This window comes from Aeromonas dhakensis (assembly GCF_000820305.1).
In the GTDB taxonomy this organism is placed as follows: Bacteria; Pseudomonadota; Gammaproteobacteria; order Enterobacterales; family Aeromonadaceae; genus Aeromonas; species Aeromonas dhakensis.
The window spans coordinates 22,536-43,721 of the sequence record NZ_CDBH01000060.1 but is presented as its reverse complement, the minus strand read 5'-3'; the positions used below and the strand labels follow the sequence as shown (position 1 = coordinate 43,721).

General features: G+C 58.9%; 22 protein-coding genes. 7 read left to right on the top strand and 15 right to left on the bottom strand.

Going from position 1 to position 21,186, the window contains the following annotated elements; translation table 11 throughout:
* Positions 1-7: 7 nt before the first annotated feature.
* From BN1143_RS22465 to BN1143_RS15960, 4 genes are all read right to left on the bottom strand, one after another.
* Positions 8-592, bottom strand: coding sequence for a hypothetical protein (locus BN1143_RS22465; protein ID WP_139399259.1), 585 nt, complete (start codon positions 590-592; stop codon positions 8-10).
* A gap of 248 nt (positions 593-840) precedes the next feature.
* Positions 841-1,269 (bottom strand): VOC family protein, encoded by a 429-nt coding sequence (locus BN1143_RS15970; RefSeq protein WP_017780496.1) that lies wholly within the window; start codon positions 1,267-1,269, stop codon positions 841-843.
* A gap of 338 nt (positions 1,270-1,607) precedes the next feature.
* Positions 1,608-2,192 carry an MliC family protein gene (locus BN1143_RS15965; RefSeq protein WP_017780497.1) on the bottom strand — a complete coding sequence of 195 codons (585 nt, stop codon included), beginning with the start codon at positions 2,190-2,192 and terminating at the stop codon, positions 1,608-1,610.
* 99 nt (positions 2,193-2,291) lie between these two features.
* Complete coding sequence (locus tag BN1143_RS15960) at positions 2,292-2,654, bottom strand: DUF2061 domain-containing protein (protein ID WP_017780498.1); 363 nt, start codon at positions 2,652-2,654, stop codon at positions 2,292-2,294.
* A gap of 186 nt (positions 2,655-2,840) precedes the next feature.
* On the opposite strand from BN1143_RS15960, the gene BN1143_RS15955 reads away from it, so the two are divergent.
* Complete coding sequence (locus tag BN1143_RS15955; protein ID WP_042051389.1) at positions 2,841-3,059, top strand: hypothetical protein; 219 nt, start codon at positions 2,841-2,843, stop codon at positions 3,057-3,059.
* A gap of 78 nt (positions 3,060-3,137) precedes the next feature.
* Here BN1143_RS15955 and BN1143_RS15950 read toward each other — a convergent pair whose 3' ends face one another.
* Genes BN1143_RS15950 through BN1143_RS15940 form a run of 3 tightly spaced genes read right to left on the bottom strand, consistent with a single transcriptional unit; the run spans position 3,138 to position 6,350 of the window.
* Positions 3,138-3,992 carry a 23S rRNA (adenine(2030)-N(6))-methyltransferase RlmJ gene (locus BN1143_RS15950; RefSeq protein WP_042051363.1) on the bottom strand — a complete coding sequence of 285 codons (855 nt, stop codon included), beginning with the start codon at positions 3,990-3,992 and terminating at the stop codon, positions 3,138-3,140.
* Entirely contained in the window at positions 3,986-4,447 is a 462-nt protein-coding gene (locus BN1143_RS15945; RefSeq protein WP_017780501.1) for a DUF2390 domain-containing protein, read from the bottom strand. Before BN1143_RS15945 ends, BN1143_RS15950 begins: the two co-directional genes overlap by 7 nt.
* Entirely contained in the window at positions 4,440-6,350 is a 1,911-nt protein-coding gene (locus tag BN1143_RS15940; protein WP_017780502.1) for an ABC transporter ATP-binding protein, read from the bottom strand. Before BN1143_RS15940 ends, BN1143_RS15945 begins: the two co-directional genes overlap by 8 nt.
* A gap of 156 nt (positions 6,351-6,506) precedes the next feature.
* On the opposite strand from BN1143_RS15940, the gene BN1143_RS15935 reads away from it, so the two are divergent.
* On the top strand, positions 6,507-6,920 hold the full coding sequence (locus BN1143_RS15935; protein WP_017780503.1) for a CBS domain-containing protein: 414 nt from the start codon (positions 6,507-6,509) through the stop codon (positions 6,918-6,920).
* Between the two features lie 80 nt (positions 6,921-7,000).
* Here BN1143_RS15935 and BN1143_RS15930 read toward each other — a convergent pair whose 3' ends face one another.
* Complete coding sequence (locus tag BN1143_RS15930; RefSeq protein WP_042007075.1) at positions 7,001-7,456, bottom strand: NfeD family protein; 456 nt, start codon at positions 7,454-7,456, stop codon at positions 7,001-7,003.
* Positions 7,453-8,373, bottom strand: coding sequence for an SPFH domain-containing protein (locus BN1143_RS15925; protein WP_005304750.1), 921 nt, complete (start codon positions 8,371-8,373; stop codon positions 7,453-7,455). Before BN1143_RS15925 ends, BN1143_RS15930 begins: the two co-directional genes overlap by 4 nt.
* A gap of 187 nt (positions 8,374-8,560) precedes the next feature.
* On the opposite strand from BN1143_RS15925, the gene cysG reads away from it, so the two are divergent.
* The 5 genes from cysG to cysC all read left to right on the top strand — a co-directional run bounded on the left by cysG (position 8,561) and on the right by cysC (position 14,920).
* Positions 8,561-9,979 (top strand): siroheme synthase CysG, encoded by a 1,419-nt coding sequence (cysG, locus tag BN1143_RS15920; RefSeq protein ID WP_042051362.1) that lies wholly within the window; start codon positions 8,561-8,563, stop codon positions 9,977-9,979.
* A 103-nt stretch (positions 9,980-10,082) separates the two neighbouring features.
* Positions 10,083-10,991 (top strand): sulfate adenylyltransferase subunit CysD, encoded by a 909-nt coding sequence (cysD, locus tag BN1143_RS15915; RefSeq protein WP_005304721.1) that lies wholly within the window; start codon positions 10,083-10,085, stop codon positions 10,989-10,991.
* A gap of 24 nt (positions 10,992-11,015) precedes the next feature.
* On the top strand, positions 11,016-12,458 hold the full coding sequence (gene cysN, locus BN1143_RS15910) for a sulfate adenylyltransferase subunit CysN (protein ID WP_042051361.1): 1,443 nt from the start codon (positions 11,016-11,018) through the stop codon (positions 12,456-12,458).
* Positions 12,459-12,462: 4 nt separating this feature from the next.
* Entirely contained in the window at positions 12,463-14,187 is a 1,725-nt protein-coding gene (locus BN1143_RS15905; protein WP_042051360.1) for an SLC13 family permease, read from the top strand.
* A 139-nt stretch (positions 14,188-14,326) separates the two neighbouring features.
* Positions 14,327-14,920: an adenylyl-sulfate kinase gene (cysC, locus tag BN1143_RS15900; RefSeq protein ID WP_042051359.1), complete on the top strand. Its 594-nt coding sequence runs from the start codon at positions 14,327-14,329 to the stop codon at positions 14,918-14,920.
* A gap of 155 nt (positions 14,921-15,075) precedes the next feature.
* Here the strand turns inward: cysC and BN1143_RS22075 are convergent, their stop codons facing one another.
* The 6 genes from BN1143_RS22075 to BN1143_RS15875 form a co-directional block, all read right to left on the bottom strand.
* Positions 15,076-15,651 carry a GIY-YIG nuclease family protein gene (locus tag BN1143_RS22075; RefSeq protein WP_082038586.1) on the bottom strand — a complete coding sequence of 192 codons (576 nt, stop codon included), beginning with the start codon at positions 15,649-15,651 and terminating at the stop codon, positions 15,076-15,078.
* A gap of 168 nt (positions 15,652-15,819) precedes the next feature.
* A complete protein-coding gene (locus tag BN1143_RS15895; protein ID WP_042051388.1) occupies positions 15,820-16,251 on the bottom strand; it encodes a nuclear transport factor 2 family protein in 432 nt (143 codons plus the stop codon).
* Positions 16,252-16,382: 131 nt separating this feature from the next.
* Positions 16,383-17,267, bottom strand: coding sequence for an alpha/beta hydrolase family protein (locus BN1143_RS15890; protein WP_082038591.1), 885 nt, complete (start codon positions 17,265-17,267; stop codon positions 16,383-16,385).
* Positions 17,268-17,440: 173 nt separating this feature from the next.
* Positions 17,441-17,740, bottom strand: coding sequence for a hypothetical protein (locus BN1143_RS22070; protein ID WP_231570641.1), 300 nt, complete (start codon positions 17,738-17,740; stop codon positions 17,441-17,443).
* Between the two features lie 684 nt (positions 17,741-18,424).
* The gene (locus tag BN1143_RS15880) at positions 18,425-20,053 is read right to left on the bottom strand and encodes a methyl-accepting chemotaxis protein (protein WP_042051357.1); all 1,629 of its coding nucleotides are present in this window, start codon (positions 20,051-20,053) and stop codon (positions 18,425-18,427) included.
* Between the two features lie 266 nt (positions 20,054-20,319).
* Positions 20,320-21,186 carry a TIGR03899 family protein gene (locus BN1143_RS15875; RefSeq protein ID WP_017787620.1) on the bottom strand — a complete coding sequence of 289 codons (867 nt, stop codon included), beginning with the start codon at positions 21,184-21,186 and terminating at the stop codon, positions 20,320-20,322.

Genomic DNA, 21,186 nt, shown 5'->3' with positions numbered 1-21,186 from the left:
AGTTAAGCTATTGCCTCTGATACTTCTTATCCACTTTCCACATAATCATGGGGAAATTTTTACCAAATGGATCATCAAGTTCGAAAGTGATTTTTTTAGAGTTTTTCTCTACGATGAGATATTGATCAGAAGTATTTTTTGGTAAAAATGACTCAAGCTTTGGAATTAGCTCTCTAAAAATATGCTCATTAAGGTCAATCTGCTTACCATCGACTTCTAGGTGGCGAGGGTGAGATTTTGAGTCAGATAATGTAATGTAGAGGTTATTTTTGTCATTTTTCCACGTTCCTGCCCCATCAACATCATACATAATCTTCACAGTACCCAGTTGATTACTAATTGAGTTTGTAATAACTCCTGTAAAGTTATACATCCCACTTTTGAAATACTCTGTTGTCCCTCTAACAGTTGTAGTGCCGTTAGTGATTTTATAACTATATTCTGTCTGCCAAATTCCTAAGAAATCTCTTGAGTTTGTCAATTTATCATCCAGTGGTTCCCAATAAATATAAGCACTCAAAAAAACACCAAAAATACCAAAAAAACCTGTAATTATGCTTACCCATAAACCAATAGCGGATTCTTTACTCATGCTCTCTCTTTTTTTAGCTAATAGTGACTAGATTGAGGCCTATACCAATACCATGGTATGGTCTTTAGTGCACTTATTTTTACTTTTTAATTTTAGTATTAATAAATCAATAGTCCTCTGTTATATAAGTACATTTGTTTTATTATAGTGTTTGATGGTTGCATTACGTTAGTTCAAAAAATAGAAATGATTTCATTAAGGAATTCAAAATAAAAAGATCTTCTAATTATTGATATTCTTTCTTCTTGCTAAAACCGAATCTCCACCGATTCTGCACTGCGCTTTGCCTCGCCGTGATACACAGCTTCGATATTATTGCCGTCCGGGTCGAGCACAAAGGCGGCGTAATAGCCAGGGTGATAATTGCGCTCGCCGGGGGCGCCGTTGTCCTGGCCGCCATGGGCCAGCGCTGCCTGATAGAAGCGATCCACCATGGCTCTGTCTTGCGCCTGAAAGGCGAGGTGGTGGCGGCCGGTCAATGCCCCCAGCGCCGCCGGGCTGTCGATGGCGGTGACAAACAGCTCGTCTGCCCAGAAGTAACCCTCACCGGCGCCGCCTATGGGAATATCGAGGGCGGCCAGTGCGGCCGTGTAAAAACGCTGGCTGGCGGCCAGATCTTTCACCACCAGCTGGAGATGGTCGATCAGCCGACCGCGATGCAGTGTTTGTGTTTCCATACACCACCTTGCTTTGCATGTTGTGGATGAGCCGCTGGCCGGCCCCTTGCTGTGAGCAACAGGGGTTGGCCAGCCGATGGCATGGCTACCGCCCCTGAATTTCAGCTTCCAGTGTGCTGCTTGTTACCTGTGAGAGGGTTGGCATGGCTCATGGGGAGACTCCGACGAGGCGAATGTTGCCATTTGGCCATAGTAACGCCCCTTGGATGGGGGAAAAGGGGGCTGTGAGTTATTTCTGAGCAAGATCAATAAATTAATAGATATGGCGAGAGCGGAGGGGGGGGGGGGCAGGAGAAGGCGGCGTGGATGCCGCCGTCCCCAAGTGATCGGCTTCTGGATTAGCGCTGCGTGCAGGTGAGAGTTGGCTGGCCGACACGCTCCAGCCTGGCTTCGCCTCCCTTGGTAAAGAGGGTGAGGTTTTGCCCTTCATAACGGGAGCCGCTGGCGCTGGGGGTTTCATAGGCGAGCACCTGCAGCGGGTCAGTACCCTCGTTCAGGTTGATCACCGCGGCGGGCCGCTTGGCCTCGTTGTAGAAGTAGGTGGAGAGAGTGATGTTCTTGCCACACAGGTAGTTCACCGGTGCTGGCACCATCAGCTGGCCCCCTTTTATCTGCAACTCGGTGATCCGTAGCTGGTAGCTCTCTTCCACGCACTGGCGCAGATCGCTCGCCTTCCAGCAGTCGTTGCGCCCCTTGATCCAGCCGCGCTGGATGGCGCGCTCGGTTTTCTGCTGCTCGGGTGAGAACGCGGCAATTGCCTTGGGGTAGAGGGCCGCCAGCTCGTTATCCAGCGCCGCCAGCGCGGCATCCTTGCAGATCAGGGTTTCGGCGGCGCCTTTCGCCTTGGCGCAATCGAAGGAGGGGGTGGCAGCGGTGGCCAATAAAGGGGCAAACAGCAGAGTGGCAAGCAAGGTCTTGTTCATTGAGGGGCTCCAGCAAGGGGGACCCGGCTACTAAAGCACAATGGCGCTGGGCCGCCGAGCATTTTTTGCGCCGGGCGGCCCCAGACAAGGGGAGGGAGATCAGGCGAGCGCCAGGGACTGGCGGGTGCGCCACAGCCGCTCGTGGAAGAAGAACACGACGGTGTTGATGGCAGGCTCGATCATCGCCATCACGCCGCCGGTGAGCAGCTCGCCGCTCAGCAGGTAGGCGACGCCGAAGGCCACCGAGAAGTGCACCAGGGCGAAGCTGCTGGTCTTGGCCTGCAGGCTGTGGTGGGGTTTGAGCTTGTGCCAGCCGAGATCGTGGAAGTAGAAGGCGACCGTGTTGACGGCGGGTTCGATCAGGGCGATCAGGCTGGCGGTGAGCAGTTCACCGGTCAGCAGGTAAGCCACGGTGAAGGCCACGGTGAAGTGCAAAACGGCGAAGCTGATGGTCTTTTTCATGATGGCGGCTCCCTCTGGTGATGAGCAGAGTATCCCCCGAAACCTCAATAAATGAAAACCATTCTCATCTAATGGTTGGATAGGGACGACCTATCAAGTGAGAATGCCCTCACCGTATTGGGAGTTGCCTGGGGCCACAGCGGCGCTAGAGTGAGCCTTTGCCATGAAAAAGGAGCTTTCATGCATATGAATATCAACGCCACCCTGCTGGGGCAGTTCATCCTGTTGCTGATGATCATCGTGGGCGTCGTGGCCTGGCGACTGGCCCGCCGCAAGAGCAAGCATCCGGCGCTGATCACCGTGCTGTGCATGCTGCTCAGCCTGGCCCCGCCTTTCGCCCTGCTGGCGCTGCTTATTCTGGCGCTCTGGCGGGATCTCCCCGCAGAGGCTGGCACCCGGCAATAGCAGCCCCCTCAGCCACAACTGCCGCAGTAATAGAAAAGCCCCTCGCGGGGCTTTGTCGTTTTTGTGGCGGATGAACGGTCAGGCCTCGGCCTTGTTCAGCCACTCCACCTTGTACTGGGCGCCGGCGCCCTGGGCCAGCTTGGCGCAGAGGGGTTTGAGGAAGGCGTCGATCTGTTCGTCCAGCAGCCAGGGGGGGCTCACTATCAGCATGCCTGAGCCGTTCATGCCCCAATCGGCAGTCTGGCCGGCCACTTCCAGCTCGGCCACCAGGACGTTACCGAAGTTTTCCCGCTTGATGGCGCGCAGCATGTCGCGGGATTTGTCCGCCTCTTGCCCGAGGATCGGATACCAGAGGGCGTAGATGCCGGTGGCCCAGCGTTTTTGCGCCTTTTTCAGGGTATCGACCACCGCGAAGTAGTCTTCTTTCAGCTCATAGGGTGGGTCTATCAGCACCAGGCCGCGGCGCGGAGTGGGCGGCAGCAGGGCCACCAGCCCCTCGAAGCCATCACGATGGTGCACGGCGACGCGGGGGTCGTAACCCATGTTGGCGCGCAGGTCCTCCACCTCGTTGTTGTGCAGCTCCATCAGCGCCAGCTTGTCCTGCTCGCGGGCGAGGCGACGGGAGAGCTCCGGCGAGCCGGGGTAGTAGTGCAGCTGACCATCGACATTCATATCGGCGATGACGTCCAGATAGGGGGCCATGGCAGACCACTGGGCTCGCTCATCCCACAGTCGGCCGATGCCGTCGGCATATTCCGCCTTCTTCTGCGACCAGTCGCCGCGCAGGTCGTAGAGACCGCCGCCGGCATGGGTATCCAGCACGATGAAGGGTTTCTCCTTCTTCTTGAGGGACTCGATGATCAGGGCCTGGACGGCGTGTTTCAGCACGTCGGCATGGTTGCCGGCGTGAAAGGCGTGGCGATAACTCAGCATATTAGGTCTCTGAGGGGGCCCTGCTGGGCCCCCAGTAACAATAGATAGTTCAACAGGTTGCGGCTGTTGCCGCGAAACAGGGTGAGGCTGCGCAGGGTCTGCAGCAGCACCCCTTGTTGCAGCCGCTCCAGCTCCAGCTCGTGGGCCAGCATGGCCTGATACTCCTGCTCGCCGAGCCGCGCCTTGGCGCTCGCTCGCAGGTTGCGCCAGGGGCCGAGCACCGCCTCGGTCTGCACCAGCGCCGGTTGCAGGTCGGTCAGATCGACCGGGATCCCGCACTGATCCAGCCGGTGCAGCAACAGGGCCAGGTTGACGTTGCCCCCTTGCGCCTGCACGCTGAGCCAGTCTTGGCTGCGCGCGCCGTAGACCTCGCCGCTCCACTGCCAGAAGTCGAGCGGGCCCGGCAGTTCGTGGGCGGCGATCCGCTCGCTCGCCATCAGCTGTTCGTCACGCAAGGAAGGCCTGCTCCATGGTTTCCAGCTCTTCAGAGAGGCTCATCCACTCCAGTTCCACCCCTTCCAGCTCCTCCTTGATGGGGCCCTGGGACTTGAGCAGCTCGGAGAGCTTCTGCTTGGCGCTCTCTTCATAGATGGCGGGATCGGCCAGCTGCTCTTCCACCGCGGCCAGCTTGGCCTGCAGTTTCTCCATGCTGGTTTCGAGCTTTTCCAGCTTCTGGCGCAGCGGCCGGGTCGCTTGCCGGAACTCCGCCTCGCGCCGCTTCTGATCCTTGCGCGCCACCGCCGAGTTGGCGGAGACAGGGCCGTCGTCCGGTTTGGCGTTGGCCTCTTTTTCCTGCTCGCCGAGCCACTTGTGGTAGTCGTCCAGATCGCCGTCGAACGGCTCGACCCGACCACCGTGCACCAGATAGAAGTCATCCGTGGTGGTACGCAGCAGGTGACGGTCGTGGGAGACCACCACCATGGCGCCCTCGAAGCCTTGCAGCGCCATGGTCAGGGCGTGGCGCATCTCCAGATCCAGGTGGTTGGTCGGTTCATCCAGCAGCAAGAGGTTGGGTTTTTGCCAGGTGATGAGGGCCAGCACCAGCCGCGCCTTCTCGCCGCCGGAGAAGGGGGCCACCTTGTCGAGCGCCTTGTCACCGTGAAAGCCAAAGCTGCCCAGATAGTTGCGCAGCTCCTGCTCGGTCTTGTCCGGCGCGAGGCGCACCAGGTGATCGAGGGGTGAGTCATCCAGGCGCAGGGTCTCCAGCTGATGCTGGGCGAAGTAGCCGATGCTGACCCCGGCGCTCACCTCGAGCTTGCCGGAGAGCGGCGGGTTGGAGCCTGACAGCATCTTGATGAAGGTGGATTTGCCGGCGCCGTTGCGACCGAGCAGGCCGATGCGCGAACCGGGCACCAGGTTGAGTTTGATCTTCTCCAGGATCACCTTGTCGCCGTAACCGGCGCTGAGGTTCTCCATGGCAATCAGCGGGGTCGGCAGGGCCGACGGCTCGCGAAACTCGAAGCTGAACTCGGAGTCTGCGTGGGCGGGCAGGATCTTCTCCATCCGCTCCATGGCCTTCAAGCGGCTCTGGGCCTGACGGGCCTTGGAGGCCTTGTAGCGGAAGCGATCCACATAGGATTGCATGTGGGCCATCTCCCGCTGCTGCTTCTCGTACATGGACTGCTGCTGGGCCAGGTGTTCGGCGCGCTGCAGTTCGAAGTCGGAGTAGCCGCCGCTGTATTCGTTGAGCTTGCCGTTCTCGATATGGATGATGCGAGTCACCACAGAGTCGAGGAAGTCGCGGTCGTGAGAAATCAAGACGAGCGTGCCCTGATAGCCCTTGAGCCACTTCTCCAGCCAGATGACGGCGTCGAGATCCAGGTGGTTGGTCGGTTCATCGAGCAGCAGCAGATCGGAGCGGCAGAGCAGTGCCTGGGCGAGGTTCAGGCGCATGCGCCAGCCACCGGAGAAGCTGCGCACCGGCGAGCCGAGCTGCTCGTCGCCAAAGCCGAGGCCGTGCAACAGCTCGGCGGCGCGAGCGCGGATGCTGTAGGCGCCTATGGTGTCGAGCTTGCCGTGCAGCTCGGCCACCAGCAGACCGTTGTCATCCCGCTCGGCCTGGGCCAGCTCGGCCTCCAGCGCGCGGAACTCCTTGTCGCCGTCGATCACGTAGTCGAGGGCGGAGCAGTCCAGCGCCGGGGTCTCCTGTGCCACCCCGGCAATCTGCCAGCCGGCGGGCAGGCTGAAGCTGCCGCTGTCGATGGCCAGCTCGCCCCGTACCAGTGCAAAAAAGGTGGACTTGCCACAGCCGTTCTTGCCCACCAGACCCACTTTGTGGCCGGGGTGAATGGTGGCGGATGCGTTGTCCAGCAGCTTGCGGCCGCCGCGGATCAGTTCGATTTGACTGGCAACTATCATGGATTGGTCTGCTTGGCTCAAATGAAGGAGAAAAACTGGCGCGGATCTTACGTGAAATGGCGCCGGTTTGCACTTTAGGTACGGGCCTGCTACTGGCTGGCACCACAAAAACATGTCATAACAGAACTATCAAACAGTATGACGGTGGAGGCTAGCATGCTGCATATCAGGGACATCATGACGACCCGGGTCGCCACCGTATCCATGGACGACAGGTTGAGCATCATCAAGGAGATCTTCGAGCAGGCCCACTTTCGCCATCTGCTGGTGCTGGAAGAGGAGGAGCTGGTAGGAGTCATCTCCGATCGGGACCTTTTTCGTGCCATCAGCCCCTATCTCGACTCCGAGGCCGAGATGAGCCGCGACACCGAGACCCTCAACCGGCGCGCCCACCAGATCATGAGCCGCCACCCCATCACCATCGCCCCCCAGCTTACGGTGCGGGAAGGGGTCAAGCTGATGCTGGAGAAGAACGTCTCCTGCCTGCCGGTGCTGGAAAACGGCGCCCTGGTCGGCATCATCAGCTGGAAGGATCTGCTGCGCGCCGCCCTCGACAGCGACGCCTTCTAGTCCGCCGGCACGGCTTGCAAGAGAATGAAAAAGGGCTCCGCGGAGCCCTTTGTTGTTGGACACTGGCGCCTGCCCTCGTGTCAGGACAGCGGCTCTACCAGCAGGATATGGGAGTCATGCCCCATCACCCGCACCTTGCTGCCGGCGAGCAGTGGCTGGCTGCAGCGCACCGTCCAGGCGGTGTCGTCCAGGTGTACCCGGCTCATCCCCTGAGTCACGTCATCCAGCAGCACCAGCTCGCGCCCCAGATACCCCTGCATCCGCTCGTTGATGGGGGCGGCGGCATCTTGATCGGAGCGATCCCGGCGGTGCTGCCAGCGCCACCAGGCCCAGGTGGTGAGCAGGGATTGCAGGGCGAACAGCAGCAGCTGGGCCTGCCAGCCGAAGGGCCAGACCAGCAGCAGCAGGCCCACCTCCAGCGCGGCGATGCCGGTCCAGAGCAGAAAACCCACCGAGCCCAGCACCTCGATGGCCAGCAGCACGAAGCCGAGCCCCAGCCAGTGCCAGTGGGTCAGCCCCTCGAACAGGGCTGTCATGACTTGCCGCCCTTGCCATCCTTGAACAGCTCGGCCATGCCGGCGACGGCGCCGATCAGGCTGCCCGCCTCCAGCGGCATCATCACCACCTTGCTGTTGGGGCCTTCACCGATGCGGGCCAGCGCCTCTGTGTATTTCTGGGCCACGAAGTAGTTGATGGCCTGCAGATCCCCTTCGGCGATGGCTTTTGACACCATGTGGGTCGCCTTGGCTTCCGCTTCGGCGGCCCGCTCCCGCGCTTCGGCGGCGAGGAAGGCGGCCTGACGCTCGCCCTCGGCTTTGAGGATCTGGGACTGCTTCTCCCCTTCCGCTTTCAGGATCTTGGACTGGCGCACCCCTTCGGCCTCCAGTACCTCGGCCCGTTTCTGGCGCTCGGCCTTCATCTGGGCGTTCATGGCTTCGACCAGCGCCAGCGGCGGACGTACATCCTTGATCTCGATCCGGGTCACCTTGATGCCCCAGGGGGCGGTGGCCGCATCCATGGTGCGCAGCAGCTTCTCGTTGATGGTGTCGCGCTGGGAGAGCATCTCGTCCAGCTCCATGGCGCCCAGCACGGTCCGCATGTTGGTCATGGTCAGGTTGCGGATGGCGCTGGTGAGATCGTTGACCTCGTAGCCCGCCTTGCGGGCATCTACCACCTGCACGAAGCTGATGGCGTCTATGGTGACGTTGGCGTTGTCGCGGGAGATCACCTCTTGCGCCGGGATGTCCAGCACCTGCTCCATCATGATGATCTTGTGGCCGATGCGATCTATGTAGGGGATCAGCAGGTTGAGGCCGGGGGAGAGGGTGCGGGTGTAGCGGCCGAAGCGCTCCACGGTCCAGTTGTAGCCCTGCGGCACTATCTTGATGCCGGCACTCAGGGTGAGAAGTACCAGAAACACGAAGATCCCCAGCACAATCAATGACTCATTCATCATTTAGCTCCTTATGAAACACTTTCACTAGCCTATGGCCTTGTGTGCGGCACCACAAGCGCCTTTGTCATCACACGGCTTTGTTAATTACTAAAACGCATTAAAAAGCATTTTTTATTATTTTGAGGGATAAGCAGCCCTGCCTATAGTCGCCCCATATTAGTCGTGTTCCGAGGGATGGGCCGAAATGGATTATTTGCCGATGTTTGCCAAATTGGACGGTCGCCCTGTGCTGCTGGTGGGGGGGGGCGAAGTGGCCCTGCGCAAGGCGCGCCTGCTGCTGGCGGCCGGTGCCAGGCTGACCCTGGTCTCCCCCGAGCTGGAACCCGACTTCCATGAATTTGCCGGTCGCTTCACCCATCTGGCGGAGCGCTTCACCCCGGCCCACCTGGCCGGCCAGATCCTGGTAGTGGCCGCTACCGACGACCTCGAGGTGAACGCCCTGGTCTATCAGAGCGCCAACCAGCTCGGCCTGTTCGTCAATGTGGTGGACGACCCCAAGCGCTCCAGCTTTATCTTCCCCTCCATCATCGATCGCAGCCCCATCATGGTGGCGGTCTCCAGCGGCGGCAAGGCGCCTGTGCTGGTGCGCCTGCTGCGCGAGCGGCTGGAGAGCCTGCTGCCGCGCCACCTCGGCGGCCTGGCCGAACTCTCCGGTCGGGTACGCGACCGGGCCAAGCGGGTGCTCTCCTCCATTTCCGACCGTCGCCGCTTCTGGGAGCGGGCGTTTGCCTCCAACACCCTGGCCGGTTTGATTGAGAAAGCCGATTGGCAGGGGGCCGAGCAGTGGCTGAACGAGGGGCTCGACAAAGCCCAGACCGAGGTGGGCGAGGTGGTGCTGGTGGGGGCGGGCCCAGGGGATCCTGGCCTGCTGACCCTCAAGGCGCTGCAACAGATCCAACAGGCCGAGGTGGTGCTCTATGACCAGCTGGTCTCCGCCGAGATCCTGGACCTGGTGCGCCGCGATGCCACCCTGGTGTCGGTCGGCAAGAAGGCGGGCGCTCACAGCGTGCCCCAGGAGGAGACCAATCGCCTGTTGGTGGAATACGCCAGGGCGGGCAACCGGGTGGTGCGGCTCAAGGGGGGCGACCCCTTCATGTTCGGTCGTGGTGGCGAGGAGCTGGAAGTGCTGGCAGAGGAGGGCATCCCCTTCTCGGTGGTGCCCGGCATCACGGCCGCCGCCGGTGCCACCGCCTATGCGGGCATTCCGCTCACTCACCGCGACCATGCCCAGAGCGCCGTTTTTATCACGGGCCACTGTCAGAAGGAGGGCAAGGAGCCCGACTGGCAGCAGCTCGCCGCTACCAGCCAGACCCTGGTGATCTACATGGGGCTGATGCGCTCCGAGCATATCCAGCAGCAGCTGGTGAACCATGGCCGAAGTGCCGCCACCCCCATCGCCATCATAGAGCGCGGCACCACGGCGCGGCAGCGCGTGCTGACCGGCACCTTGGCTGAGCTGGCCGAACTGGCCGCCCAGGCGGTGAGCCCGTCCCTTATCGTCATCGGCGAGGTGGTTGCCCTGCGCCAGCAACTCGCCTGGTTTGGCGAGACGGCGCAGGGGGCCGACAGCGGCCACGAGCTCAAGCTGGTGAGCCTGGCCTGAGGCCGAGACCCGAATCGATTTGACGGTGTTGCCAAGGCGGCACCGACCTGAACCAAGACTGCGTACCGACCAGGCGCGTCAGCAATGAACCGAGGACCCAGACATGGACCGTGAAAGATTGACCCATCTGCAGCAGCTGGAAGCCGAGAGCATCCACATCATCCGCGAGGTGGCTGCCGAATTTGAAAACCCGGTGATGATGTACTCCATCGGCAAGGACTCCTCCGTCATGTTGCACCTGGCCCGCAAGGCCTTCTATCCGGGCAAGATCCCCTTCCCCTTGCTGCACGTCGACACCGACTGGAAGTTCAAGGAGATGATCAAGTTCCGTGACGAGACCGCCAAAAAGTACGGGCTGGATCTGATCGTTCACAAGAACCCGGACGGCCTCGCCATGGGCATCAACCCCTTCGTGCACGGCAGCGGCAAGCACACCGACATCATGAAGACCGAGGGGCTCAAGCAGGCGCTCAACAAATACGGCTTCGACGCCGCCTTCGGTGGGGCCCGCCGCGACGAGGAGAAGTCTCGTGCCAAGGAGCGGGTCTACTCCTTCCGTGACAAGTCCCACCGCTGGGATCCGAAGAACCAGCGCCCCGAGCTGTGGCGCGTCTATAACAGCCAGGTCAACAAGGGGGAGAGCATCCGGGTCTTCCCGCTCTCCAACTGGACCGAGCTCGATATCTGGCAATACATCTATCTCGAGAACATCGACATAGTGCCGCTCTACTTTGCGGCCCATCGCCCTGTGGTGGAGCGCAATGGCATCAAGATCATGGTGGATGACGAGCGCATGCCCATCGGCCCGGAAGATGAAGTGAAGCAGGAGCTGGTGCGTTTTCGCACCCTCGGTTGCTACCCGCTGACCGGGGCCATCGAATCCAATGCCACCACCTTGCCGGAGATCATCGAAGAGATGCTGATCACCACCTCGAGCGAGCGGCAAGGGCGGCTCATCGACCACGATCAGGCCGGCTCCATGGAGCAGAAGAAGCGTCAGGGCTATTTCTAAAAAAATGTTCTAAGGAATCGCAACATGAACAACCACATTCAGACCGCCATCAGCGAACAGGGCATTGAAGCCTACCTGCACGCCCAGCAACACAAGAGCCTGCTGCGCTTTCTCACCTGCGGCAGCGTTGACGACGGCAAGAGCACCCTCATCGGCCGCCTGCTGCACGACTCCCAGCAGATCTATGAAGATCAGCTCAAAGCGCTGGAGTCCGACAGCCAGAAGCTTGGCACCACCGGCGAGAAGCTGGATCTGGCGCTGCTGGTAGACGGCCTGCAGGCGGAGCGCGAGCAGGGCATCACCATCGACGTGGCCTACCGCTATTTCTCCACCGCCAAGCGCAAATTTATCATCTCGGACACCCCGGGCCACGAGCAGTACACCCGCAACATGGCCACCGGCGCCTCCACCTGCGATCTGGCCATCATATTGATCGACGCCCGCAAGGGAGTGCTGGATCAGACCCGTCGCCACAGCTTTATCGCGAGCCTGCTCGGCATCAAGCAGTTCGTGGTGGCAGTGAACAAGATGGACCTGGTGGAGTTTAGCCAGGAGGTGTTCGAGCGCATCAGTGCCGATTACCGCGAATTCGCCAAGAAGCTCAGCGTCGACACCATCCATATCGTGCCGGTCTCTGCGCTGGACGGTGACAACGTGGTCAACCCCAGCGACAAGCTGGCCTGGTACGAAGGCGAGACCCTGCTCTCCCTGCTGGAGAGCGCGGAAGTGGAGCGCGAGCTGGAGCGTCACCCGGTGCGCCTGCCGGTGCAGTACGTGAACCGCCCCAACCTCGATTTTCGCGGCTTCGCAGGCACTTTGGCCTCCGGCATCCTGCGGGTGGGCGACCGGCTTGCTGTGCTGCCGTCCGGCAAAGAGAGCACGGTGACTCGCATCGTCACCTTCGACGGGGATCTGGAGTACGCTCTGCCGGGTCAGGCCATCACGGTCACCTTCGCGGACGAGATCGACATCAGCCGGGGCGACCTGCTGGTGGATGCGGCGAAAAAGCCCCAGGTGACCCAGAACGTGCTGGCTCACATCGTCTGGATGGGGGAGGAGTCCCTGCAACCGGGCCGGGTCTATGACGTCAAGCTGGCCACCAAGAAGAGTCGCGGCCAGGTGGAGGCCATCCGCCACCGCATCGAGATCAACAAGCTGGACGAACTGCCGGCCTCCGAGCTCAAGCTCAACGAGATCGGCCTGTGCGAATTCAGCCTGACCGACCCGGTGGCGTTCGACCCCTATCAGGAGATCCGCGATACCGGCAGCTTCATCCTGATCGACCGGCTGACCAACGTCACCGTCGGTGCCGGCATGATAGTGGAAGGGCTGGCGGCCAAGGTTGTGACTCTTGCAGGCAGAGAAGGGCAGTACAGCGAGTTCGAAGTCGAGCTCAACGCTCTGGTGCGCAAGCACTTCCCCCACTGGCAGGCGCTGACCATCAGCAACGATTCCGGCAAGGAGTAAGCCCATGACCTGGCAACAATCCCTGGTGCTGGGTCTGCTGGCTGCCCTCGTCGCCCTGCTGATCCAGGGCAAACTCCGGCCGGCGCTGCTCTTCTCGGGCGCCGTGCTCATCACCTACCTGAGCGGCCTGGCGGACATCAACGCCGTGGTGGCGGGCTACACCAACAGCGCCCTGCTGACCCTGGTGCTGTTGCTGCTGGTGTCGCTCGCGGTGGAAAAGACCCGGGTCATGAGCTGGTTCGCCAACCTGGTGGGCACCGGCTCCTTCAACAAGGTGCTGGTGAAGGTGTGGTTCTCCACCGCCTTCCTGTCGGCCTTCGTCAACAATACCGCCGTGGTGGCCTCCATGCTGGGGGCGGTCAAACGCAACCCCAACCATGCACCCTCCCGGCTGCTGTTGCCCATGTGCTTCGCGGCGACCTTTGGCGGCGTGCTGACCCTGATCGGCACCTCCACCAACCTCATCGTCAACAGCTTCCTCATCAAGATGGGGGCCAAGCCGCTCGGCATGTTCGACTTCTTTATGGTGGGGGCGGGGACCCTGCTGACCGGCCTCATCGCCGTGCTGCTGTTTGCCCGCCACCTGCCGGAGCAGGATACCGAGATGAGCCGCGAATCTGGCTATTTTCTCGAGGCCAAGGTGGGCCCCGGCTCCCCCATGGCCGGGCGCAGCGTCAAGGAGAACGGCCTGCGCAGCCTGAAAAGCCTCTATCTTGCCGAGATCATCCGGGGCAATCAGGTGATCTGCCCGGTGCAGCCGGAACACGAGCTGCACGAGGGGGACATGCTGCTGTTTTGCGGTGACGTGGAGAGCGTCGGCGTGCTGCAGGAGCTCAAGGGGCTGGATCTCTACGGCCAGCACCGCCTCAACGGCCAGCACCTGGTGGAGGTGATCGTCAGCCATAGCTCGCGCCTGGTGGGTCAGACCATCAAGGATGCGGAGTTTCGCACCCACTTCGATGCGGTGGTGCTGGCGGTGCGCCGGGGCGAGACCCAGCTCACCGGCGGCCTCGGCCAGATTGAGCTGCACGCAGGGGATACTCTGCTGCTGGCCCCCGGCCCCAAGTTTGCGGGCAACAAGTCCCTCTCCCGCGAGTTCGTGGTAGTGAGCGGGCTGGAGGCCTCCACCCGGCTCGATGCCACGCGCAGCGCCGCCGTGGTGCTGGGCTTTCTCGGGGTGCTGACCCTGTCGGTGCTCGACCTGGTGCCGCTGTTCAAGGGGCTGTTGGTGATGCTGGTGGTGCTGCTGTTCTCCCGCATCCTGACCCTGGACGAGATCCGCCGCCGCTTTCCGCTGGATATCTGGCTGGTGGTGGGCGGGGCGCTGGCCATCGCCGATCAGCTGGAAAAAAGCGGGCTGGCAAAACTTATCGCCGACTGGCTGATGGGGGAGTTCAACGGCGCCAGCCCCATCATCGCCTTTATCGGTATCTACCTGTTTACCCTGGTGCTGACCGAGCTGATGAGCAACAACGCCGCCGCCGCGCTGGCCTTCCCCATGGGTTACCAGCTGGCGCTCAGCATGGATGTCTCCACCATGCCGTTCATTCTGGCGGTGCTGTTCGGGGCGAGCTCCAGCTTTATCCTGCCCTACGGCTACCAGACCAACCTGATGGTCTATGCGGCGGGCAATTACAAGATGCCGGACTACCTCAAGCTGGCCCTGCCGGTCTCCCTGGCCTACAGCCTCGGGGTGATTGTCATGGTGCCCCTGCTGTTTCCGTTTTAAGGTGGCGCAACTGGGCCTTGCAGGGAATAGGAATACACGACGACCATGGCCCCCGTCAGTGGCGAGTGGCCAGAGGCTGAGCTCCAGGGAGCCAGACCGTTTCAGCATTGAGGCGCGCGCGCCAAGCAAGGAGTTTTAGATGAGCAATATCGTGTGGCATGCCCATGCCGTCGACAAACAGAGCCGGGCCGAGCAGAAGGGGCAAAAGCCCCTGGTGATCTGGTTTACCGGGCTCTCCGGGGCGGGTAAATCTACCCTGGCGGGAGCCTTGGAGCAGGCGTTGGCGGCCGAGGGCAAGCACACCTATCTGCTGGATGGGGACAACGTGCGCCACGGCCTCTGTGGCGATCTCGGCTTCGATGACGCCGCCCGTCAGGAGAATATCCGCCGGGTCGGCGAGGTGGCAAAACTGATGGTGGATGCGGGCCTTATCGTACTCACCGCCTTTATCTCGCCGTTCCGTGCCGAGCGGGATCTGGTGCGCAATCTCGTGGGTGAAGGGGAGTTTGTCGAGGTCTTTGTGGATGCGCCTCTCGCCGTCTGTGAAGAGCGAGACCCCAAGGGGCTCTATAAAAAGGCGCGAGCGGGGGAGATCCGTAACTTTACCGGTATCGACTCCGCCTACGAGGCCCCCGAACAGCCGGAAATTCATCTGCTTAATGCAGGTAAACCGGTTGAAGTGTTGGTGGATGAGCTGCTGACCGCCCTGCGGCAAAGAGGGTTGATCGACTAAGGTTGATTGCTTATATCGAGGGTTGATGTCAGAGGGGGCGTTTGCCCCCTTCTTCTATTGAACTCCAATTATTAATTTTGGTGTCAGTGGATCTCCGATATTAGCCTCCAGTTAATACTGGGCTAAATGACATCTCATATACTGTATCGGTCTCGTCATTCTGGCTCTTCAGGGTATGCCCTCTCCAATATGCCTATTTGTTTATTTAGACGAGGCTTGGAAATGCGAAGAACAAGGGATTCTACGTGTTTTGGATAGTCCCAGTGGTTGTTGGTACCCACATCGTATGCTGATACATATTTAACTAGTTCGTGGCGCTTGAGAGTTTTGTTTTTAATGCCTGCAGGGAATGTTATTTCGTCTTCACGCATGATCGCAGAATATGTTTCCTGCAGTAGGTTCGATGCTTTCCCTATATATAGAAGGTTTGCCATTGTATCATAAAAAGCATAAACGCCAGCACGCTCTTCGTGACCAGAATATAATTTGTTGAGCTGTGTTTTAATTGGTTCTGTAGAGTTGATTTCGAAAAATTCGTTAACTACCTTGAATTCTGGAGTGTAGATACACATTGAGATATAATCGAGAGTTTCTTTGTTTGGGATTGTGCTGCCATTTATCCATCTATTTATTTGTGAGATAGGATAGCCTGTTGCCTCGGACATTGTTGCTGAGCAAGAGTTAAATTTCTCATTAAATAAGTATTGGATGACTACTGTTCTATCTTGCATTTGTATTTACTTTCTCTCGTGAGTTCTGGAGTATTGATGTGCTGACAAAGTTAGCACCACATTAAGGTGTGAGGTTTATAATGTCAAAATCTCTATAGTCTATTTTTATTAAAAAATACAATAGATTGTAGAAATATTATACATTGCGAATAAATTATTAATATTTTGCTATGATTTTATCTTCCCTGACAACACAGCAATCCTTGTCGCATCTCTACTCGGAAAGTCAGGGTCAACATACACATACATGCGGCTTATCAGCGAGCCTGTAAATTCAAATACACTACAAAAACGGCCCATGGAGATATTATTGTCAGGCCAAGAGGTACCATCACTCATTACTCCCCCTTCTTGCCCCTCGACAATCACGGTGTTGCCAGCAGTCGTTATCTTAAAGCCATCTATGTCGTGCCAGATGCTGGTGAGCGAGCTACCAATTCTATTGCCAAACTCAACCAATGCATCCTTTCCTTTAGCCTGACCAAACTTGGGGAAGAAAAAGTCAATATTCTCCGAGAAGAGGTCAAGATAACTGGGATCACCTGCATCTATTTTCTTGAAATACTCAATCGCTATCTCAACTAAATTTTCCTGTTCCATTACCATTCCTATATCTCTATTAGTTGTTCGCATAACCATGATTGGAAGGAGGGGGTTTACTTTATGACTGCACTTCATCCTGATAGTCGTTATAAAAAGCTTTACATCAATGCATTTTCAGCAGGTCTAAATCAGTGGGGATTGAACTTCTTCGGGTCGCCTAGCTTGGACTGTAACCATAAATTCATATCGCTGACGACCTCTTTGCGCTGACTTTGTCCGTCACTGTCTTTGAGTCCATGATCCAGTGCTTCGTAACGCCGATATTCAATATTGTTTTTTCCTAGGTCTTTAAGGCGCTGCATCATTTCATCTGTTTTCTGAGGTGATACCGAAGTATCCATTCCCCCCTGCATGATCAGCAAAGGAGACTTTACTTTTTTAAGGGTATCAAGCTGATCGATGGAGAGCATCTGCTGCCACCAATGATAGCCGTGTCCGCTCACATCAAGTTCAAATGGTTTGCTGTTAAGAACATGTACGGCAAACCCTTTAAAACCGTCGATATCTTTTCTCGCAGCTTCGATATTTTTATGCTCTGCAGCGATGCTGTGTGAGACGTCATCGATAAACCAGCGGCCACCGCCATTAAAGGAGATAGTGGCATCGATATAGTCAACATCTGCGGTCACTAGGTTGGCGATAACGGCTCCTTCACTGCCGCCCAGGAGAATTAATGTCTTGTATTGCCCATCTTTTCGAACGATATCGAGCACAACCTTGATATCTGCTACCCGCTGCGCAGGGTTGTCCTTTTCAAGGTACTGAGCAGGACAATCCTTGCGTGCCGGATCGGTACTGTATTTTAATTTACGATTGATGCCGTATTTTTCCACTAGAAGAATATCAGCTTCTGGCCAAACATTTTTATAGTCGGAGAGTATCGAGTCGATATTCAGTACGCTGTTGCAATCAGAGCCTTGCAAAATCAACAGCAAGGTATCTGTATCATGGGTATGTTGGACCAAGTAATAGGAGATAGGCGAGCCATCATCCCTGCTGGCTGTACGAGTCATGACCTCTTGGGCGCTTGTCGAGCATGTCAAAAATAGCAAAAATAAATATATTGTTCGCATTCTCATTTTACCCTTGGCGATCAGAACAAGGCGAAACCATGCTGCACGCAGCAATCCTGCAGAGTCCATAAAATGCAAGTGGGTCAGGTTGCTATGGCATCATGGTAATGATACTAGCCCCAGCTGTTATTGGTTTTTGCATAACGTACGACCTGATATATCGCTATGTTTTCAGTTGCCAGCAGCCGGATTATTTCTGGTATGCATTGAATGGGGAGCTCCATTTCATAGCCATGGGCCAAGGTTACTATTTTTTCAGCCCGTGCGGGGCCAAGAAAACCAGAGATTATTTTCTTGGCCATACCATCATGATCACGAATCTCGAAATAGACGCGGTACATGTCTGATGTGTAATCCAGTGGTGTGCCTATTTCTTGCGTCTCATATGGCGGTACTGCGTCTGTGTTGTTCATGTTGCCTCTGAACTATTTCATTTGTTTAATGCGCCAAGGGAATTTAGCGCATTGACGTATCCTGTCTGAGGGAGATGCTGCCTTTTATGGCGAAGCGTTTCCAGTGAAATTAGTAGCCTGACTGGGTGTGGCGTTTTTTAGTGCTATCACCTGGGCAGTGAAATAATGGCGCCAACAAAATCAGGGCTGTCATCCTTGTTAATAAGGCGCAGCAGGTCGCCACCCGCGTGGCTATTCCTCAAGCAAGGCTACCGCCCCTGAATTTCAGCCTCCAGTCTGCTGCGCTTTCCCTGCGGTGTGGCTCTGGTCTGGTTCATGACTGACTCCGACAAGAGGGGATCTGATGGCCATGTTACCGAACGGAGCTGGTTAGGGAAGGAGGAGTGAGTGATTTCTCGGGCAAGATCAATAAATTGAGCTGCCATGGGGGGGCGGGCGTAGGGGTATCTCAGCGTCCGTACTTTCTCAATGCTCGCTGCGTATTTGGGCGGGGGGAATGAACTGCGGGATGCCACTCTGTTGAATGAGTTGCAGAGCAGATGCCAAGGTAATGACATCAAGGCCGGGCCAGCGATGGCATGGGCATCCCGGCCCAGTCAGATCTGCGTTTCCCACCAGAGATAAATGGGCCCGCTGCCGGTGACGACAGAGGCCCTTTTTTGTTGTTAGCGCACGGTCTCGGGATCAGCGGACCAGCACCACCTGGCCGGCGGGGCTGGGGTTGACGAGTTGTGGAGAGGCGGGTTGTTGCTGGAACTGGCGTACCAGCCGATCCAGGTCACTCAGCTGTCGTACCAGCTGGTTGATGCCGTGGACGGCATGCTGGCTGCCGACGCTGGAGTCATCGGCCAGGGTCTTGATGCTGAGCACGTTGCGATCGATATCGGCAGTGACCTGGGACTGCTCCTGCACGGCCTGGGCTATCTGGCTGCTGCCGGAGGCGACCTGCTGCAACATGCTGTTGATCTGCTGCAGTATGGTGCCGGTAGCGGAGGCCTTCTGCTGGCAGCTGGCGGAGAGATCCCCCCCTTTTTCCATCGCCTGCTCGGCGTTGGCCGCGCTGGTTTGCAAGAGGCTTATCATCTTCTGGATCTCGCCGGTGGAGGCCTGGGTCTTGATGGCCAGGGATCTGATCTCGTCCGCCACCACCGAGAAACCACGGCCCGCCTCACCGGCACGGGCCGCCTCGATGGCCGCATTGAGGGCCAGCAGGTTGGTCTGGTTGGCGATGCTGTTGATGACGTCCAGGATGCCGTCGATATCCCGGCATTGGGTCGCCAAGGTGTGGATCACCGTCTTGGAGGTAGCGATCTCGCCGTGCATTCCTTCGACCGCCCCTATGGTCTCCTGCACGCTGCGGTTGCCTTCCCGGAACAGGTCGGCGGTTTCATCCAGCAGGTCGGAGGCGGCGGTGGAGCTGTGGGAGACCTCGCGGATCGACTCGGCCATCTGGGTGATGGCGGTGGCGACCTGATTGGTCTCGGCCTGTTGTTGCTGCAGGTTGCTGGTGATGGATTCGGCATTGCGCAGATCGCCTTCGGCCGAGAGCAGGATCCGGCTGCAGGTCTGCTGGGTGCGCGCCAGCACGGCGTTGAACTCGGCCTGATTCATCAGCATGGCGAGCTCGATGGCGGCGATGTTGTCGACCTTGTTGGTGTAGAGCAGCTGCATCAGCGGGTTGTCAAAGCGGCTGCGGGCCAGCTTGTCGAGCTTGCCGAGGCGACGGCTCAGGGCCTGAGTGATCATGGCCGCCAGCAGCAAAGGCAGCACGGCCAGGGTCAGCAGCCAGCCGGAGGCCTGCTCATACCCCAGCGCCATCATGGCCACCAGGCTCGGCAGCAGGCAGAGGGTGATTGCCAGCGTGTGGGAGAAGGCCGGCAGCCTGAGCGCCAGCGGCGCCTTGTCGGCGCGCAGCCCGGCATAGATGCGCTCGGCCCGCTGCTTGATCTCCTCGCTGGGGGCGGTTCGCACCGATTGGTACTCCACCACCTTGCCGTGGGCATCCTTGATCGGCGTGACGAAGGCACTGACCCAGTAGTGATCGCCGTTCTTGCAGCGATTCTTCACCGGCCCCATCCAGCTCTTGCCGGCCCGGATATGGTGCCAGAGGTCGGCGAAGGCCTGTTTGGGCATATCCGGATGGCGCACCAGATTGTGGTGCTCCCCCTGCAGCTCCTCCAGCGTGAAGTCTGCGATCTGGCAGAACTCCTCGTTGGCATAGGTGATACGGCTCTCCAGATCCGTGGTGGAGATGAGGTGCTGGTGTTCGGGATAGCGACGCTCATGCTGGGTGACAGGCTGATTGACTCTCATGGTGTGCTCCGAAACCGGGTTGTGGGGAAGGCGTCATCACCAATGCAAGGGCTGCACCAGCGGGGGTGAAAATCGTCGATCATGCGGCACTCATGCGGCACTGCGGGGGGGCGATGGCCGGTGGCGAGCGGATCTGCGGGCGCGGGGCTGGCGAGTCAGAGGGGGGGGGGATTTGCATTTCAAGAACCGTTTTGGCAACGGCGGCGCCATTTCGCGAGCGGCGGCGGGAGGCGTAAAACAGCGGAGCCCTGACGGGCTCCGGAGGATCAGGGGGTTGGTTCGGCCGGGGCCGGCTCAGGCCCGGCGGGCGGGGTCAGCATCATTGTCTCGATCTGCAGCCCCTGCACCAGCACGGTTTTCAGATCCTGCAGGTACTCCTCCAGCGGCGGCTCCTGCAGCAGCTGGGCGAGCTCGTTGCCGACCGGGGTCAGCCGGTAGTAGAGCAGGGTGATGTTGGTCTGCTTGCGCTGCAGGCGCCAGCGCTGATCGCCGAACTCCAGCTCCACCCCGTCGGCGGGCAGCGGGCCGGACTCCAGCTCGCCACGGTGCAGCAGGCCGAGTTCGAACAGTTGCAGCAGGGCGTTGTAGGGGATGCGGTACTTGCCAAGGCCGAGCCGGGTCACCCGGGCGCGGCTGAGCAGGCTGGCCCCCTTGTGCAGCCCCAGCAGCAGCCGCTGCTCGTCGCTGCCCACGTAGTGGCAGGAGAGGGAGCAGATGCGCTGGAACAGCTGGGCCTCGCGCTGGGTCATCTCCTTGAGGGTGGAGAGGGCACGGATGGAGAAGCGGCCCGGGGTGGCGATCTCGATGGCGAAGATGCGGCCCCACAGCTGCTGCATGGGCACCATGCTGATGTCTTCCGCCAGTTGCAGGAAGTGGGTCAGCCAGTCGCTGTCCATCTCGCCGCCGGCGGCCGTCTCCTCGCAGTGGCGAGAGGCCATCACCATGATGGATTCCAGGTTGCGCTGGCGGGCGGCCTGATCCGCCAGCTGGCGAAAGGCGGCGCGCTGCTCGAAGGTGCTGTCGCTGTTGCGGGTGAGCATGCCGTCGATGCCGCGGCTGCGGGCCAGGCGCAGGGTCTGCTCCTGGCTGCTCAGGATGGAACTCTCTTTCTTGGGCGGGGGCAGGTCAGCCAT